The organism is uncultured Collinsella sp. (genome assembly GCF_959026545.1).
Taxonomy (GTDB): domain Bacteria; phylum Actinomycetota; class Coriobacteriia; order Coriobacteriales; family Coriobacteriaceae; genus Collinsella.
This window is the reverse complement of sequence record NZ_CAUFLV010000008.1, coordinates 16,750-31,863: the sequence shown is the minus strand read 5'-3', so window position 1 is coordinate 31,863 and position 15,114 is coordinate 16,750. Positions and strand designations below refer to the sequence as shown.

Sequence of the window (15,114 nt, the reverse complement as noted above, 5' to 3'; positions counted from 1 at the left end):
CCCCGTAACAGAGCGGCAATCTCGATGGTGTTCCTTGCGCTTCGTCAAACTAAAGTGTTATTCTTCCAACCGTTGACCATCACACTTTAGTTAAGTAAAGTGCATACAGGGGAAAGGACACAGTATGAATAAGGACCAGAAGACCCTCTCCGTGACCGCCGCCCGCTCCATGACGCGTCGCTCTCTTGTGGCGGGCGTCGCCTCTGCTGCCCTCTCGCTCACGCTGCTTGCCGGCTGCGGTGGCACGCCGGCCGCCACCAACGAGGGCTCTAGCGCCGGCTCTGCCACCAAGGCAGCGGCGGATACCTCCGCTGCGGCCACGGGCAAGCTGATTGTGGGCTTCGACCAGTCCTACCCGCCCTATGGCTATGTGGGTGATGATGGCGAGTACACCGGCTTCGACCTCGATCTTGCCCAGGCGGTCGCCGAGAAGGAGGGCTGGGAGATCAAGCTCGAGCCCATCGACTGGGACGCCAAGGACACGTTGCTCGACTCCGGTGCCATCAACTGCATCTGGAACGGGTTCACCATGGAGGGCCGTGAGAAGGACTACACCTTCTCCGATCCCTACATGCTCAACGCACAGGTCATCGTGGTTCGCGCCGACAGCGGCATCGCTTCGCAGGAAGACCTCGCCGGTAAGACCGTCGTGACCCAGGTTGACTCCGCCGCCGAGGATGTGCTCGAGGGCGATGCCGCCGACCTCGCCGCCACCTTCGCCTCGCTCGATACCATCGGCGAGTACAACACGGCGTTCATGCAGCTCGAGTCCGGCGCCGTCGACGCCGTCGCCTGCGACCTCTCCATCGCGCGGTATCAGATGGCCGCCAAGCCCGATGCCTATGTCATGCTCGACGAGTGCCTCTCCGAGGAGAACTACGCCGTCGGCTTCAAGAAGGGCGACACCAAGACCGCGAAGGCCGTGACTGAGGCGCTAAAGGCGCTGTACGAGGACGGTACAGTCGAGACGATCGCGGTCAAGTACGCTGATCAGGGGCTGAGCATGGACAACTGGCAGCTCAAATAGTCGGCCTCCCCAAGCACCCCACCTCCGGCCGAACCCAAAGGCTTATGTACCACCGTACACCGCGCCTTTGCGTTCGCGCCGATCTGGGGCACCTGGGAAGCCCGCTGGTGATGGGCGCTCTTGCGTTCGGGCGAACCTGGGGCACCTGGAAAAGCCTTGCGCGTTGCTTGGGCCGTATCCGCACACCGCGCCTTTGCGTTCGCGCCGATCTGAGGCACCTGGAAAAGCCGTTCGCGTGGTTGGAGGCGCGATTGCCTGCTGCGGAGGGCGTTTGCATGGTAGAGTCGTTCAGGCGGTAGAAACAGACCGGGAGATATCTTGGAAATCACGACTATGGTTCAAATGCTGGGAGAGGGCTTTCTCACCAGCTTGCAGATCTTCGCGTTTACGCTCATCGGTGCGCTTCCGCTTGGCGTTCCGGTGGCGTTGTTGCGCGTGAGCCGCTTCAAGGTCGTGCGCGGGATCACGCGCGCCTATATTTCGGTTATGCGTGGCACGCCGCTCATGCTGCAGATGTTCGCCATTTACTTCATGCCGTATTACGTGTTCGGCATTCAGCTCACCACAGACTCCAAGTGGCAGGCGGCCATCGTCGCGTTCATCATCAACTATGCCGCGTATTTCGCCGAGATTTATCGCAGCGGCCTGCAATCCATCCCCCGCGGCCAATATGAGGCCGCCGAGGTCTTGGGGTATTCCAAGGCGCAGACCTTCCTCTACATCGTGCTGCCACAGGTGGTCAAGCGCATCATGCCGGCGATTGGCAACGAGGTCATCACGCTGGTGAAGGACACGTCCCTGGCATTTGCCATTGGCGTGGGCGAGATGTTCTCCACCGCCAAGGCCCTTGTTGCCTCGCAGGTGAGTATGGTGCCCTTCGCAATCGCCGCCGCGATCTACTGGGTCTTCAATTTCGCTGTCGAATTGGTGTTGGGCCGCATCGAGAAGATGCTCTCCTACTACCACGACTAGCTTTGACGCGCGCATCGTCTAAGGTCCGTGCGCTGCATCCGCCCTCGGCAATTTCAAAGGGGTTCATATGCCTGTCGTATCTATGAAAGACGCTCGCAAGGCATTCGGGGGTACCGAGGTGCTGCGCGGCATCTCGCTCGAGGTTGAGCGCGGCGAGGCCGTTGCCATTATCGGCCCATCCGGCGGCGGCAAGTCCACGTTGCTGCGCTGCATGACGCTGCTCGAGACGCTCGATGGCGGCGCCCTGTCCTATGGTGATCTTGCCGTTGCGACGGAAGGCGCCTCCGGTAGGTCGGTCTACGCCAAGGGGGAGGCGCTCAAGCAGGCGCGCGGCAGATTCGGCCTGGTGTTTCAAAACTACAACCTTTTCCCGCACTTCACGGTGATGCGTAACATCACCGATGCCCCGTTGCGCGTGCAGAAGCGCCCGGCGGGGGAGGTAGAGCAGCGCGCCCGGGAGCTCATTGCCAAGATGGGGCTCGAAGGGTGTGAGGACAAGGTCCCCTGCCAGCTCTCCGGTGGCCAGCAGCAACGCGTGAGCATCGCCCGCGCACTGGCCATGAACCCCGAGATCCTCTACTTCGATGAGCCCACAAGCGCGCTCGACCCCGAACTCACCGCTGAGGTCCTGCGCGTGATCAAGGGCCTTGCCGCCGAGCAGATGACCATGGTTGTGGTGACACACGAGATGAACTTTGCGCGTGAGGTCGCCGACCGCGTGGTGTTCATGGACGGCGGCGTGATTGTGGAGGAGGGCCCCGCCGAGCAGGTGATCGACGCCCCCCGCGAGGAGCGTACCCGTGCTTTCCTGACTCGCGTGGGCGAATAGACGACGCCTAGGATCTCCCGGACGGCGCGCGCTTCCGCTCGCGGGAGTGACGGGCAGGCACCGCATGCTTTGATAGGATGGAGTGAGCAGTTACACCCGCCCGATCGTGCGGGAGAATGGGAGCGGTCGCCATGTCGGATAAGCTGTTCAAACTTTCCCTGTTTGCCAAGACCACGCAGCTCAGGGAGCTCCCCGGGCAAGAGCGGGGCCGCGTGTTCATGATCGTCGAATCGATCAGGCCCCAGCCCGAGAAGAGCATGGGCTACCTAGTCGAGCCGGTGGCATCACGTAAAGTCAAAATCCACGCCTGGCTTGCCCTCGGGGGCGCTGTCTACGAATGCGACGAGCCTCTATCCGAGCGCCCCTCGCGCGACGCCGATGCGGGGATGTCCAAGGACGACGAGGGCGACGTGTTCTTCTACGTTCGCCCCGAGGGTAGGCCGGTCAAGGTCGTACGATTCACCCAGCGCCCTCAGGACTATAAGCTCACGGTTGCCACATCGATGAACGATATGGGCGCATATGGCAAGGGGGCATACGACATCGATGAGATGGGCGCCGCGTGCTTTGTGCTGTACCACGTGTTGTCAAAGGAGCGGGGCGACGCCAGCTCGTTCTTGACCGTTGGCGACATCCTCGACGGCATGATCGGCTCCGCGTATCCCGATGCGCTCGATGAGATCGTGTATCGCGGCAGGCGCGAGGGCGCGAGTGATTTCGAGCGCTTCGCTTCCCGCACGTTGATGGATGCCGGTGCCGAGGGCGTGCGCCCAATCGCCGCCGCGCACGACATCGACCTGCGCCGGCTCGGCTCGACAGGCCTGTTTTGGACGGGCTGCGACAAGCGCGAGCTGACCCCACAGCAGGTGGACACCCTCCAGGCGGTGGAGGGTGCGCTCAATCGCCTTGTGTTCATGGAGCATTATCTGGGTGAGGAATCCTCGCCCATGGTGGGGGCCATCAGCGAGCATGAGTGCGAGCGGGCGGCCCTCCAGTCCCTGAGCTCCTTTGCCGAGGTGGCCCGCACCGCGATCCGCGCGAGCGACCGCAAGAGTGACTACAGCAGCCTGCTTGGTACAGATGCCGCGCGCGGCGGAGAGTGGGACGTGCGCACTCGTTTCGCCGCGGCGGCGGAGGGGCTGCGCGCGCCGTTTGGCTTCGACTACCTGTTCGGCTGCGATACGTCGGCGGGCGTGTTCTCCATCGATGTCGCGGTTCCCGTAGCGAGTGCCTTTCCGGCGTCTGGCACTGCGCTGACGTGCGATGACATGCAGGTGGCCTACCTGCTCCGCCTGAGCATGGCGCTCGCCGCCATCGCCTTCGGATCCAGCGTCGGCGTCATTCGCGCGGTGGTGACGACGCACGAGCGCGACATCGACGGAGCGGTGGTGTGCTCGGCCGAATTCAGCCGCCAGTTGTTCACCATGGAGACGGTGCCGGCAATCCAGACGGGTGCGATCCTCGAGGCGTCGCTGTCCGTCGAGGAGCTCATCAAGATGCTCTCGCTTCGCGCCATCAACATGGAGCGGGACGTGGACGGCTCGCTTGTGCCGGTCGAGCGCATCGATGCCGGCCTGCCCAACCGCGATATCAAGATGGCGAACGACAGGCGTTCGCTCCCTGCGCACCTGGTCGGCCCGCTGCGCGCCAAGACCGTCGCCGAGCTCGATATCTTCGACGTGGGCGACGATCCCCTGCGCGACAGGTACCGCGAGCTTTGCGACAGGGTGCACGAGCAGGCTGCGCAAGGCGATGCCGCCGCGGCATCGGCGACCGCGGAGGTCTCCGACATCATCGCCGCTTACGATGCCGCGGACGTACTGCAAGAGAGCGATGCGCGCCCGTTGTACTGCTCGAACATGATTGCACGCATCGCAGTTGGGCTGTTCGACGAGGATCCTTCGACGACGTATCGCAAGATTCCCGATACCGCGTTCGACGCGCGCTCCCTGCTATGCCGCCTATACCGTGACCAGGGAAACAACGAGGACGCGATTCGTTTGGGCGAGGAACTTGTCCGGTTGGCGCCCACGTCGTTCGCCTCATACCACACGCTTGCGCTGTCGTATCGCGAGGCCGGCCGTGACTCCGATGCGGCCCGCGTCATCCTCGACAGCATGCGCGTCGCGGTGGATCCCAACGATATCGCCTGCGGTTACTACCGCTTGGGCTTCCTCTTCTGGCAGGGTGGCGATCCGTCGCTCGGCCTTGCCTGCTATGCCATGGTGGCGCGCGACTCGTTCTTCTATGGCGAGACGCAGGCGGAGATGCGCGAGCTCATGCAAGAGGCGCACCTGGGCCGTCCTCCGGCGCGCGACGAGGCGGTGGCCCTGCTCCGCGCCGAGGGCGTACCGGTGGCGCCGGTCAGCCAGCTGCGGGATCAGGCGGCGATGGCGGCGATAGGCCTGGTTGACGCCGGTATCTTCAACGCGGCCACTGCGCTCGTGCACTTCCTGTCCACGTTTGATGTGGCTCCCAACAGTTTCGATGTCCTCGCATCGGTGCGCCGTTCGCTGATGCAGGGGTAGCTGCAGGCTCTCTCAGAATGCGATCTGTTTTACCCGGCGCTTGGCCTGTTTGCACCCGTACCGCTTCTCGATAGCTTGTATCGCGCGTCAAGCCCTTTACCGTGCCTGAGTGCACGCTGGTCGAAAGGCCAATATATCCGCGTGTAAAACTGGGTAGGCTCATGCCATACGGCTGTCGTGCGGGGATGCACAGGGCACCTCGCACGCATTTTCGGCGCGCTCGCAGCGCGCTGGGAAAGGGAGGTGTCCCATGGGTGCGCCCAAGACTGGCAATGTGAGGAACGTGGTGCTCGTAGGCCAAGGCGGGGTGGGCAAGACCTCGCTCGCGGAGGCCATGCTCCACCTTTCCGGCAAGACCGCTCGCCTGGGCGGTCACGGCGGCACCAAGCCCACGCTCGATTACGATGCCGAGGAGGTCAAGCGTGAGTTCTCAATCTCGACCTCCATTGCGCCGATCGACTGGAAGAACGCCCGCATCAACGTGCTCGACGCCCCGTGCTACCCCGACTTCATCGGTGATGCCTACGCCGCGATGAGCGTGTGCGAGACGGCCCTGTTCGTGGTCGACGCGGTCGAAGGCCCTCAGCCAACCACCGTCAAGCTGTGGTATGCGGCTGAGGATCTACGCCTCGCGCGCTCGGTGTTCGTCAATCGCGTGGACAAGGAAAACGCCGATTTCGACATGTGCCTCGAGATGCTCCGCGAGCGCTTTGGCACACGCCTTGGTGCCGTGACGCTGCCCTGGGGCACGGGCGACGACTTCAACGGCATCATCGACCTGGTGCGCATGAAGGCCCGCCACTGCGATGGCACCAAGCAGACTGAGTCCGAGATTCCCGAGGAGTATCGCGCCGCCGCCGAGGCCGCACACGAGACGCTGTGTGAGCTCGTTGCCGAGGCGGACGATGACCTCATGGAGAAGTACCTCGAGGGCGAGATGCTCACCCAAGACGAGGTCGAGGGCCTGCTCGCCAAGGCGATCGCAAAGCGCCTGTTCGTGCCCGTGTTCGCCGGCTCCTGCATCAAGGAGCAGGGCGTGAACTCCCTCATGGACGACATCGCCACCTACTTCCCCGCGCCCACCGACTACGGCGAGATGCCGCTCATCGACGGCGACGCCTTGAAGATCTCCAGCGAAGACGAGCGCCCCGTGGTCTTCGACTTCAAGACCCTGAACGATCCCCAGCAGGGCCGCCTGTCCTTCCTCAAGGTGCTCACGGGCACCATCGAGCCCGGCATGGAGCTCGTCAACGCCCGCACGCGCAAGGGCGAGCGCCTCACGCACCTGTATGTGATGTGCGGCCGCGAGATGACCGAGGTCGGCCACGCCTACGCGGGCGACATCATCGTGGTGCCCAAGCTGAGCGCTGAGACGGGCGACACCCTGTCCGTGACCGGCAAGGTCGAGGCCGCGGCGTTCGCGTTCCCTAATTCCCAGTACCGCATCGCCATCGAGGCGGAGAACCGCTCCGACGAGGACAAGCTGTTCACCTTCATCGAGAAGGCCTGCGAGGCCGATCCGACCATGAGCATCGACCGCGACGAGGAGACGGCGCAGACGGTGATTTCCGCAGTTGGCGAGGCTCAGGTGAGCGTGCTGCTCAACCGCCTGGAGGAGCGCACCAAGGTCGCCGCGCATATCGTGCCGCTGCGCATCCCGTACCGCGAGACCATCCGCCGCGTGGCGAGTGCCCAGGGCCGCCACAAGAAGCAGACGGGCGGCGCCGGTCAGTTTGGCGATTGTTACCTGCGCGTTGAGCCGCTGCTCGACGGCACCGACTACGAGTTTGTGGATGAGGTCGTGGGCGGCCGCATTCCGCGTTCGTTCATCCCCGCGGTGGACAAGGGCATTCAGGAGACGATGAAGGACGGCGTGATTGCGGGTTATCCGCTCACGGGCATTCGCGTGGCCTGTTACGACGGTTCATATCACCCGGTCGATTCCAACGAGATGGCCTTCCGCACGGCGGCACGCATCGGTCTCAAGAAGGCATGCGAGGATGCCGACCCCGTGGTGCTCGAGCCCATGGAGAACATCAAGGTCACGATTCCCGAGAGCTACGCCGGCGCGGTGATGGGCGATGTGTCCGCCAGCCGCGGTCGCGTGACCGGCATGGATTCCAATGACCGCGGAGAGACTGTGGTCACCGCGACCGTGCCGTATGCGGAGCTCGTCGATTACGCCACGCGTCTGCGCTCGCTCACGCGCGGCACCGGTGACTTCACGATGGAGCCCGCCGGTTACGAGCAGGTGCCCTACGATGTGCAGCAGAAGCTCGTGGAGATTTACGAGCACAATCGCGCTCAGGGCAGGTAGCTCGGGCGACACGCGTGGCAATGCATCCACGGTGTGATTGGTGAGAGGCGGGCGCATCCAGCGGTGCGCCCGCCTTGCCTCAATATGGGGACAGGCACTCATTTGAGGTCTCGCCCGAGGTCACCCGCCGTGAATAAAATCCTTACGTTCCTGAATTAGTCCTGACATTCTTTACCGTAACCTTTCCTTGAGCTGACGGCACGGCATGCAGCTAGCTAACAGATGTCTCCCATACTGAACGCGGCGGTCGCTACGGCGGCCCTTTTGTTGCCGTTTTCGTCGATGGGAGTCGATGCATGCTGGAAAAGGAAATCAGTCGCAGGAATTTCGTTCGGTTCTCGGTGGTCGGGGCGGGCGCCACGGCTGTCGCGATGTCCGCCGATCCGTATGAGGCGGCGGCCGAGACGATCGAGGCTGGCACGGATTACCCCAACCAGATCAAGATCGTGCACCTTTCCGACGTGCACTACTTCTCCCAGAAGCTGTACGCGGATTGCGGTGACTTCACTATCGCCGAGAACTCCGACCGCAAGATGTTTCGCGAGTCAGGCGCCATCGTTGATAAGGCCCTCGCCGAGATCGTGGCGTATCAGCCCGATCTGGTGATCCTTTCCGGCGACCTCACGAAGGACGGCGAGCTCGTCTGCCATCAGGGCATGCACGAGAAGCTCGCGGCGGCCAAGAAGCAGCTGGCGAATGCCGGCAAGCAGGCCATGTTCTGCGTGATCAACGGCAACCATGACATCAATAACGACGACAACGGCCGTGATTTCTCGAGCGGCAAGGCGGAGCACACCGACCTCGTCGACCCGCTCGCGTTCAAGGAGCTGTACGCCGATTGCGGCTACGACGACGCGATCGCGAAGTTCGATGAGGGCGGCAGTCAGGGCGGCAGCCTCTCCTACGTGGTGCGCCCCGCCAAGGGCGTCACGCTCATCGTGATCGACTCCGGCAAGTATTCCGCCGACCAGAATGGGCTCGGCCGCGATGAGCACGTCACGTCCGGTGTGGTGGGGGAGAAGCTGCTCGCGTGGGTGGAGAGCCAGGCCAAGCAGGCCCGCGCGGCCGGGGATATCGTGTTCGTGACCCAGCACCACGGTGTGATCCCGCACTTCTCCATGGAGCCCGAGCTCATGGGCGAGTACCTGGTCGATAACTACGAGGATTGCCAGCGCCGTTACGCCGATGCGGGAGTCTCGGCGGTCTTTACCGGCCACATGCACGCCAACGACATCGCGAGTATCACCACCGAGGCGGGCAACACCCTCTACGATATCGAGACCTGCGCGACCGTTACCTATCCGAGTGACATCCGCTTCGCCACGCTCTCTTGGAAGCGCGAGGAGGGGACGGCGAATGTCGAGGCGACCCTTGCCGTCGAGAACCACCCGCTCGGTTCGGTGGATTACGTCGATTTCGACACCAAGGCTACTACGAAGATCGCCGATATCACGGCGTATGGCGAGGAACGTCTCCTTACCGTCGACGTGATCAAGACCATGATCGCCGATGCCCTGGTGTCGCCGGCGATCGACGATATGGTTGCGAACGGGGGCGTCAAGCCCGCGCTGGCCGGGCTGCTGGGCGGCCTGAATGTGGGCGATGGCACCGTCGACGGCCTCGATCCGGCGCTGTTCAACATGCTGCTCACCATGCTGCCGCAGTCCCAGGACGAGGCGCTTGCCGTCGTGCTCGGAGACTTGAGCTTCCTTCTCAAGAGCTACGGAACGCTCGGCATCTGGTCGGACGCGGCCCAACAGCGAATCATTCTCGAGCAGCTGGATGGGGTTACGAGTTCCGCGCAGGTGCTCGCGCTGTCTCCCGACCCGTCGTTGGCCGCCGAAATCGAAGTCGTTGCTGCTTCGGTTCCCATGGCCGCTGCGGGATACTGGTCGTACTACATCGACGCTACTTCGTTTGCGAAGTTCATGGCAACGCTGTATGCCAATATCGATGCGCAGCTCTTGCAAGAGGGCAGGGGCGATACCTTGAACCTTCTGCGTTCTTTGATTGAGATGCTGGTCAACGAGTGGGTTTCGGATGACGGCAAGACCTTGTTCGACCTCATCAAGTTCGCCTATGGCGATCATCTCTACGGTGACGAGACGTGTCCCAGCTGGGTCGAGGCAGCGACTGCGAACATGCGGCTGGCGGGTTCCGATTCCGAGGGGAATCCGACAGCGGACGGATCGCTCATCAGCTATTTGCGCGGTGCCATCAACAATGAGGAGAACTTGAAGGCACTCACCACCTTGCTCAAGAAGGTGAAGTTCAAGCTTGACGACCTGTGCATGAAAGACCAGGGCAACGGCCCCATTACCCTGATCGGTATCGTTGCTTCGAATGTGGGATCGGTCCTGGGCTTCCTGGGCGATAATCCCGCCGACATGATTCCGAACATCCCGCAGCTCGCCGAACTCGCCCATGGCGCGCTGTATTCGCTCACGCACGACGAGAGCGTGCTGACCGACCGTAAGCTTGAGCTCGCCTCCACTCTGACCGATCCCGACTGGAAGCCTGCGGGATCTGGTAGCACCGATGGCGGTAACGACGGTAGCGGCATCGCCGGCACGGGCACGGGCAACGGGACCTCAAACGGTAAGGGCACGGTCTCGAAGAAGAACCCCGGCGGTACGCTGCCCCAGATGGGCGACTCGATGTCGCTTGCGTCCTTTGCGCTGATGGGCCTGGGTGCCCTCGCGGCGGCCTTCAAGGTCGGCCGTGGCAAAGATGCCGACGAATGGGAGTCGTTCGACGAGTAGTTAATCTCGGCAGACACACGGCACTGAGTGCTGCGAGCGCAAAGAGGGCGGCGGGACATCTCCCATCGCCCTCTTTGCACGATACGCAAATGGGGATAGCCCCTTTTCGCACATCTCTCTACAGGTCGTCCACCAGCGCGGTGCTCTTGGCATATGCGGTGGACTTCGCCTCGAAGAAGTCGGTCTTTACCATGTTCGCGTTGGAGTACTGGCTCACCCACGCCATGTCCTCGGGCTCGGAGCGATAGCCCTCATACAGCTGGCCAAATCCCAGCGAGCTCCAGCGCAGGTTGCCGAGGTACTTGATGTAGCCCTCGACCATATCGCCCGTGAGCCCGGGAATCGCATCGCCCAGTACGTAACGGCCCCAGGCGATTTCCTGGCGCACGCCCTCCTCGAGCATTTCCCTCAGCATCGCCACGTTCTCATCGGAAAACAGCTGCGGCTCCTCCTTTTGCAACTCGAGGATGATGCTGCGGAACAACCACAGGTGCGTGTTCTCGTCGCGGTTGATGTAGCGGATCTCCTGCGCGCTGCCGGGCATTTTGCCCATGCGTGCGAGGTTGTAGAAGAACATGAATCCGGAATAGAAATACACGCCCTCCAAGATGAAGTTCGCCATGAGGACGCGCAGGAACGTGCGCGCGTCGCGGCGCTCTTGGAACTCGTTGTACAGGTCGCCGATGAACGTGTTGCGCGCGAGCAGGTGCTCGTCGGTCTTCCATTGGTACAGAATCTCATTGCGCTTGGCGGGGTCGCAGATGGTGTCGAGCATGTACGAATAGCTCTGCGAATGCACGCTCTCCTGGAACGCCTGGATCGAGAGGCAGAGATTCACCTCGTTGGCCGTGATGTACTCGGCGATGTTGGGAAGGTTCGCCGACTGCAGGGAGTCGAGGAACACGAGGAACGACAGGATTTTGTCATAGGCGGCGCGCTCGGCGGGGGAGAGGCGCGGGTAATCTTTAACGTCCTGGGTGAGGTTGATTTCCTCGGGGATCCAAAAGTTGTTCATCGCCTGGCGGTACCAGCTTGAGACCCAGGGGTACTTCATGTTGTTGAAGTCGTTGAGGTTGGTGGTGTTGCCGCCGATCATACGGCGGTCGCGCACATCGATGTCGCCATTGGGGTTGAACAACGGTTTCTTAACGAGTGCCTGGCGATCTTCGATGGTCATGGCGAATTCCTTCCTTCCCGTTGGGCGCACGTATGATCCTTAGTGGTTTTAGTATACGATACAAAAATAGAAACAGTTAGGCTATGCTTATATACCCGACATATTGATAGAACGTATCACTCAGATGTCTATATATAGTGTTTTCACCGAGAACGCAAGGAGATGCCATGGTGCACGCAGCGGACGTCATCAAAAAACGCGATGGGCGTATGGAGGCCTACGAGGGCCGCAAGATCGTCGAGGCGATGCGTCGTGCTTTCGAGGAGGTCGCGCTGGGGAAGGTGGCCGCGCCCGAGACGAGCGCCCCTGCGGGCGCCGCCTCTTCCCCTGCGGTTTCGGCCGACGAGCTGGCGGCGCTGCTGTCGCATGTGGAGTCGGCAATGGCGCGTGAACAGGTCACGACCGTCGAGGGGATTCAGGACCTTGTCGAACGCGCCCTCATGGAGCGGGGCCACTTCGACGTGGCGAAGAGCTACATCCTGTACCGTCACGAGCGTGCCGAGAGGCGTTCCGTCCGCTCCGATTTGGCAATCGCGGTCGCTGCGGGAGACGCCGACCTTGCCTCCGGATTGGACGAAGTCCTCTCCCGTATCCAGCGGGACTTCGATGACCCCGTCTACGACCTTGCCATGCTTGCCGCGCGCTACCGCGCCCTCATCGGTGCGGACGCCACGGCTTCGGACCGCATGGGCGCCCTGGTTCGTGGCGCGGTTGAGCTCACGAGCCAAGAGGCGCCTCGCTGGGAGTTCATCGCGGCACGCCTGCACGGGTTCGCGTTCAGCCGTGAGCTCATATCGACGCGCCGCGCGCTCGGCATCGACACGTTCGGCCAGCTTGTTCGTCATCTCACCGACCAGGGCCTGTATGGGGCGTATATCCTCACGGCCTATTCGGTCGCTGAGCTCGATCGGGCCGCGTCGTTTCTCGAGCCCGCGCGCGACGAGCTGTTCACCTACTCCGGCCTCGATTTGCTCATTCAGCGCTACGTGATCCACGCCCACGACCACACGCCGCTCGAGAGCCCGCAGGAGATGTTCCTTGGCATCGCCCTGCACCTTGCCATGAACGAGGATTCCCAGACGCGCCTCGAATGGGTTCGCCGTTTTTACGACATGCTCAGCAAGCTCGAGGTCACCATGGCCACGCCTACCATGAGCAACGCCCGCAAGCCCGATCACCAGCTCTCCAGCTGCTTTATCGACACCGTGCCCGACAGCCTGGTGGGCATCTACCGCAGCATCGACAACTTTGCCCAGGTGAGCAAGTACGGTGGCGGCATGGGCATGTATCTTGGCAAGGTCCGCGCCACGGGTGGATCCATCCGCGGCTTCGAGGGTGTTGCCGGCGGCGTCATCCGCTGGATTCGCGTGATCAACGACACCGCCGTTGCCGTCGACCAGCTCGGCATGCGTCAGGGCGCCGTGGCCGTCTACCTCGACGCCTGGCACCGCGACCTGCCCGAGTTCTTGAACCTGCGCACGAACAACGGCGACGACCGCATGAAAGCGCATGACGTTTTCCCCGCCGTATGCTATCCGGACCTGTTCTGGCGTATGGCGGAGGAGAGCCTCGATCAGGACTGGCATCTCATGTGCCCGCATGACATCTTGACGGTGAAGGGCTACGCGCTGGAGGACAGCTACGGCGAGGAGTGGGAGCGCCGGTACCGCGACTGCGTCGCCGACCCCCGCATCCCCAAACGAACCATTCTCATCAAGGATATGGTGCGCCTCATCCTCAAGAGTGCCGTCGAGACGGGTACCCCGTTCGCGTTTATGCGCGATGCGGTCAACCGGGCCAACCCCAATCCGCATGAGGGCATCATCTACTGCTCCAATCTCTGCACCGAGATCGCGCAGAACACAAGTGCAATCCAGGAGGTTTCCCGCGAGGTTGTCACGGAGGATGGCGACACGGTGGTGGTGACCACCACGCGTCCGGGCGACTTTGTGGTCTGCAACCTCGCGAGCCTTTCGCTCGGACGCCTGCCCGTGGAGGACGACGCCGTCATGGAGCGGGTGATCGAGACGGCCGTGCGCGCGCTCGACAACGTCATCGACCTCAACTTCTACGCGCTTCCCTACGCCCGGCTCACCAACCATCGCTACCGTTCGATCGGCTTGGGCGTATCGGGGTACCACCATATGCTCGCCAAACGCGGTGTGAGCTGGGAGAGCGATGAGCATCTGCGTTTTGTGGACGAGGTGTTCGAGCGCATCAACTACCACGCGATCAGCGCGAGCGAGCGTTTGGCGGAGGAGCGCGGCGCGAACGGGGTCTTTGAGGGTAGCGACTGGCAGAGCGGTGCATACTTCGAGAAGCGCGGGTACCTGGATGGAGAGCCGAGTCTGGGCGTTGGGCGCTGGCGCGAGCTCGCTGCGCGCGTACGCGAGCACGGCGTGCGCAACGCCTATCTGCTTGCCGTGGCCCCCACCAGCTCGACGTCGATCCTTTCGGGCACCACCCCGGGCATCGATCCCATCATGCGGAAGTTCTTCCTGGAAGAAAAGAAGGGCGCGATGCTGCCTCGTGTTGCCCCGGACCTTTCGCCTCGCACGTATTGGTACTACAAGCCGGCGCACTATATCGATCAGCAGTGGAGTGTGCGGGCGGCGGGTGTGCGCCAGCGTCATATCGACCAGGCCCAATCGATGAACCTGTACATCACGAACGATTACACGCTGCGCCAGGTGCTCAATTTGTACCTCGAGGCCTGGCGACGGGGCGTCAAGACCATCTATTACGTGCGGAGCAAGTCACTCGAGGTCGAGGAATGCGAATCCTGTTCCGCATAGAAGGTGGGGAGGGGCGTCCGCGAAGGTCTGCGGACTGTTCGTTTGGAAGTAACATATGTCCATAAACTCACAGATGTGCTCTCTCTGTGCGCTTCGACATATACCTGTTTTTTAAGTGGGCTTACGTATGAGGGCAATCTATACTGGCACGAATCCGATATACCCGATATGCCGATCAACGTAACAGAAACGAGCGACTCGAGAGGTGAACCCCGTGGTGGATCAAAAAACAGGACGAGTGTACAGTGCTAAGGTGCGCCGTCAGGCGGTCGCCGCGCTTTCGGAGGGTGCAGGTCATCGCGCCCTTGCCTCGAAGTTGGGGATACCCGATGCGACCGCACGTCAGTGGGCGCGCGCCTACGCGGTTGGCGGTAGGGCCGCAGTGCTCAACGCCGGTTCGCGCCATCGGGTGTATCCCTATGAGCTCAAGCTTTCTGCCGTGAAGGATCGCTTGGAGAACGGCATGACCGTGCGCGAGGTCATGATCAAGCATGGCATCCCGAGCGAGTCCTCCGTCAAGACGTGGTGCCGCCAGTATCGGGAGCATGGTGCCGAGGCTTTGGTGAATAAGCCCCGCGGCGTCAAGCCAAAGAACCGCCCCCTTGACTAATCGCTCCGCTGTTAGAGCGCGGCATGGGGTTATGTTCCCATGCCGCGCCCTCTTTTTGCGCACATGCTAGAATGCTGTCTCGAATCAGCGGCTGCAA

The 15,114-nt window shown here is 62.3% G+C and carries 9 protein-coding genes; 8 read left to right on the top strand and 1 reads right to left on the bottom strand.

Going from position 1 to position 15,114, the window contains the following annotated elements:
- Positions 1 to 124 precede the first annotated feature (124 nt).
- The 6 genes from Q5Q88_RS05240 (at position 125) to Q5Q88_RS05215 (ending at position 10,435) form a co-directional block, all read left to right on the top strand.
- Positions 125 to 1,027 carry an amino acid ABC transporter substrate-binding protein gene (locus Q5Q88_RS05240; RefSeq protein WP_302742148.1) on the top strand — a complete coding sequence of 301 codons (903 nt, stop codon included), beginning with the start codon at positions 125 to 127 and terminating at the stop codon, positions 1,025 to 1,027.
- 318 nt (positions 1,028 to 1,345) lie between these two features.
- On the top strand, positions 1,346 to 1,999 hold the full coding sequence (locus Q5Q88_RS05235) for an amino acid ABC transporter permease (protein ID WP_118652299.1): 654 nt from the start codon (positions 1,346 to 1,348) through the stop codon (positions 1,997 to 1,999).
- A 67-nt stretch (positions 2,000 to 2,066) separates the two neighbouring features.
- Complete coding sequence (locus Q5Q88_RS05230; protein ID WP_294121582.1) at positions 2,067 to 2,828, top strand: amino acid ABC transporter ATP-binding protein; 762 nt, start codon at positions 2,067 to 2,069, stop codon at positions 2,826 to 2,828.
- Between the two features lie 131 nt (positions 2,829 to 2,959).
- Positions 2,960 to 5,356: a lipopolysaccharide assembly protein LapB gene (locus Q5Q88_RS05225; protein ID WP_302742144.1), complete on the top strand. Its 2,397-nt coding sequence runs from the start codon at positions 2,960 to 2,962 to the stop codon at positions 5,354 to 5,356.
- 250 nt (positions 5,357 to 5,606) lie between these two features.
- A complete protein-coding gene (locus Q5Q88_RS05220) occupies positions 5,607 to 7,673 on the top strand; it encodes a translation factor GTPase family protein (RefSeq protein WP_302742143.1) in 2,067 nt (688 codons plus the stop codon).
- Positions 7,674 to 7,969: 296 nt separating this feature from the next.
- Positions 7,970 to 10,435 (top strand): metallophosphoesterase, encoded by a 2,466-nt coding sequence (locus Q5Q88_RS05215; protein WP_302742142.1) that lies wholly within the window; start codon positions 7,970 to 7,972, stop codon positions 10,433 to 10,435.
- Positions 10,436 to 10,553: 118 nt separating this feature from the next.
- Here Q5Q88_RS05215 and Q5Q88_RS05210 read toward each other — a convergent pair whose 3' ends face one another.
- Positions 10,554 to 11,612, bottom strand: coding sequence for a ribonucleotide-diphosphate reductase subunit beta (locus Q5Q88_RS05210; RefSeq protein ID WP_302742141.1), 1,059 nt, complete (start codon positions 11,610 to 11,612; stop codon positions 10,554 to 10,556).
- A gap of 167 nt (positions 11,613 to 11,779) precedes the next feature.
- On the opposite strand from Q5Q88_RS05210, the gene Q5Q88_RS05205 reads away from it, so the two are divergent.
- Entirely contained in the window at positions 11,780 to 14,407 is a 2,628-nt protein-coding gene (locus Q5Q88_RS05205; protein WP_302742140.1) for a ribonucleoside-diphosphate reductase subunit alpha, read from the top strand.
- Between the two features lie 214 nt (positions 14,408 to 14,621).
- On the top strand, positions 14,622 to 15,017 hold the full coding sequence (locus Q5Q88_RS05200; RefSeq protein WP_294121596.1) for a helix-turn-helix domain-containing protein: 396 nt from the start codon (positions 14,622 to 14,624) through the stop codon (positions 15,015 to 15,017).
- The last annotated feature ends 97 nt before the right edge of the window (positions 15,018 to 15,114 follow it).

Coding starts and splice junctions, on each gene's coding strand:
- Q5Q88_RS05240 (WP_302742148.1), top strand. CDS start 125: ATGAATAAGGACCAGAAGACCCTCTCCGTGACCGCCGCCCGCTCCATG.
- Q5Q88_RS05230 (WP_294121582.1), top strand. CDS start 2,067: ATGCCTGTCGTATCTATGAAAGACGCTCGCAAGGCATTCGGGGGTACC.
- Q5Q88_RS05225 (WP_302742144.1), top strand. CDS start 2,960: ATGTCGGATAAGCTGTTCAAACTTTCCCTGTTTGCCAAGACCACGCAG.
- Q5Q88_RS05220 (WP_302742143.1), top strand. CDS start 5,607: ATGGGTGCGCCCAAGACTGGCAATGTGAGGAACGTGGTGCTCGTAGGC.
- Q5Q88_RS05215 (WP_302742142.1), top strand. CDS start 7,970: ATGCTGGAAAAGGAAATCAGTCGCAGGAATTTCGTTCGGTTCTCGGTG.
- Q5Q88_RS05210 (WP_302742141.1), bottom strand. CDS start 11,612: ATGACCATCGAAGATCGCCAGGCACTCGTTAAGAAACCGTTGTTCAAC.
- Q5Q88_RS05205 (WP_302742140.1), top strand. CDS start 11,780: ATGGTGCACGCAGCGGACGTCATCAAAAAACGCGATGGGCGTATGGAG.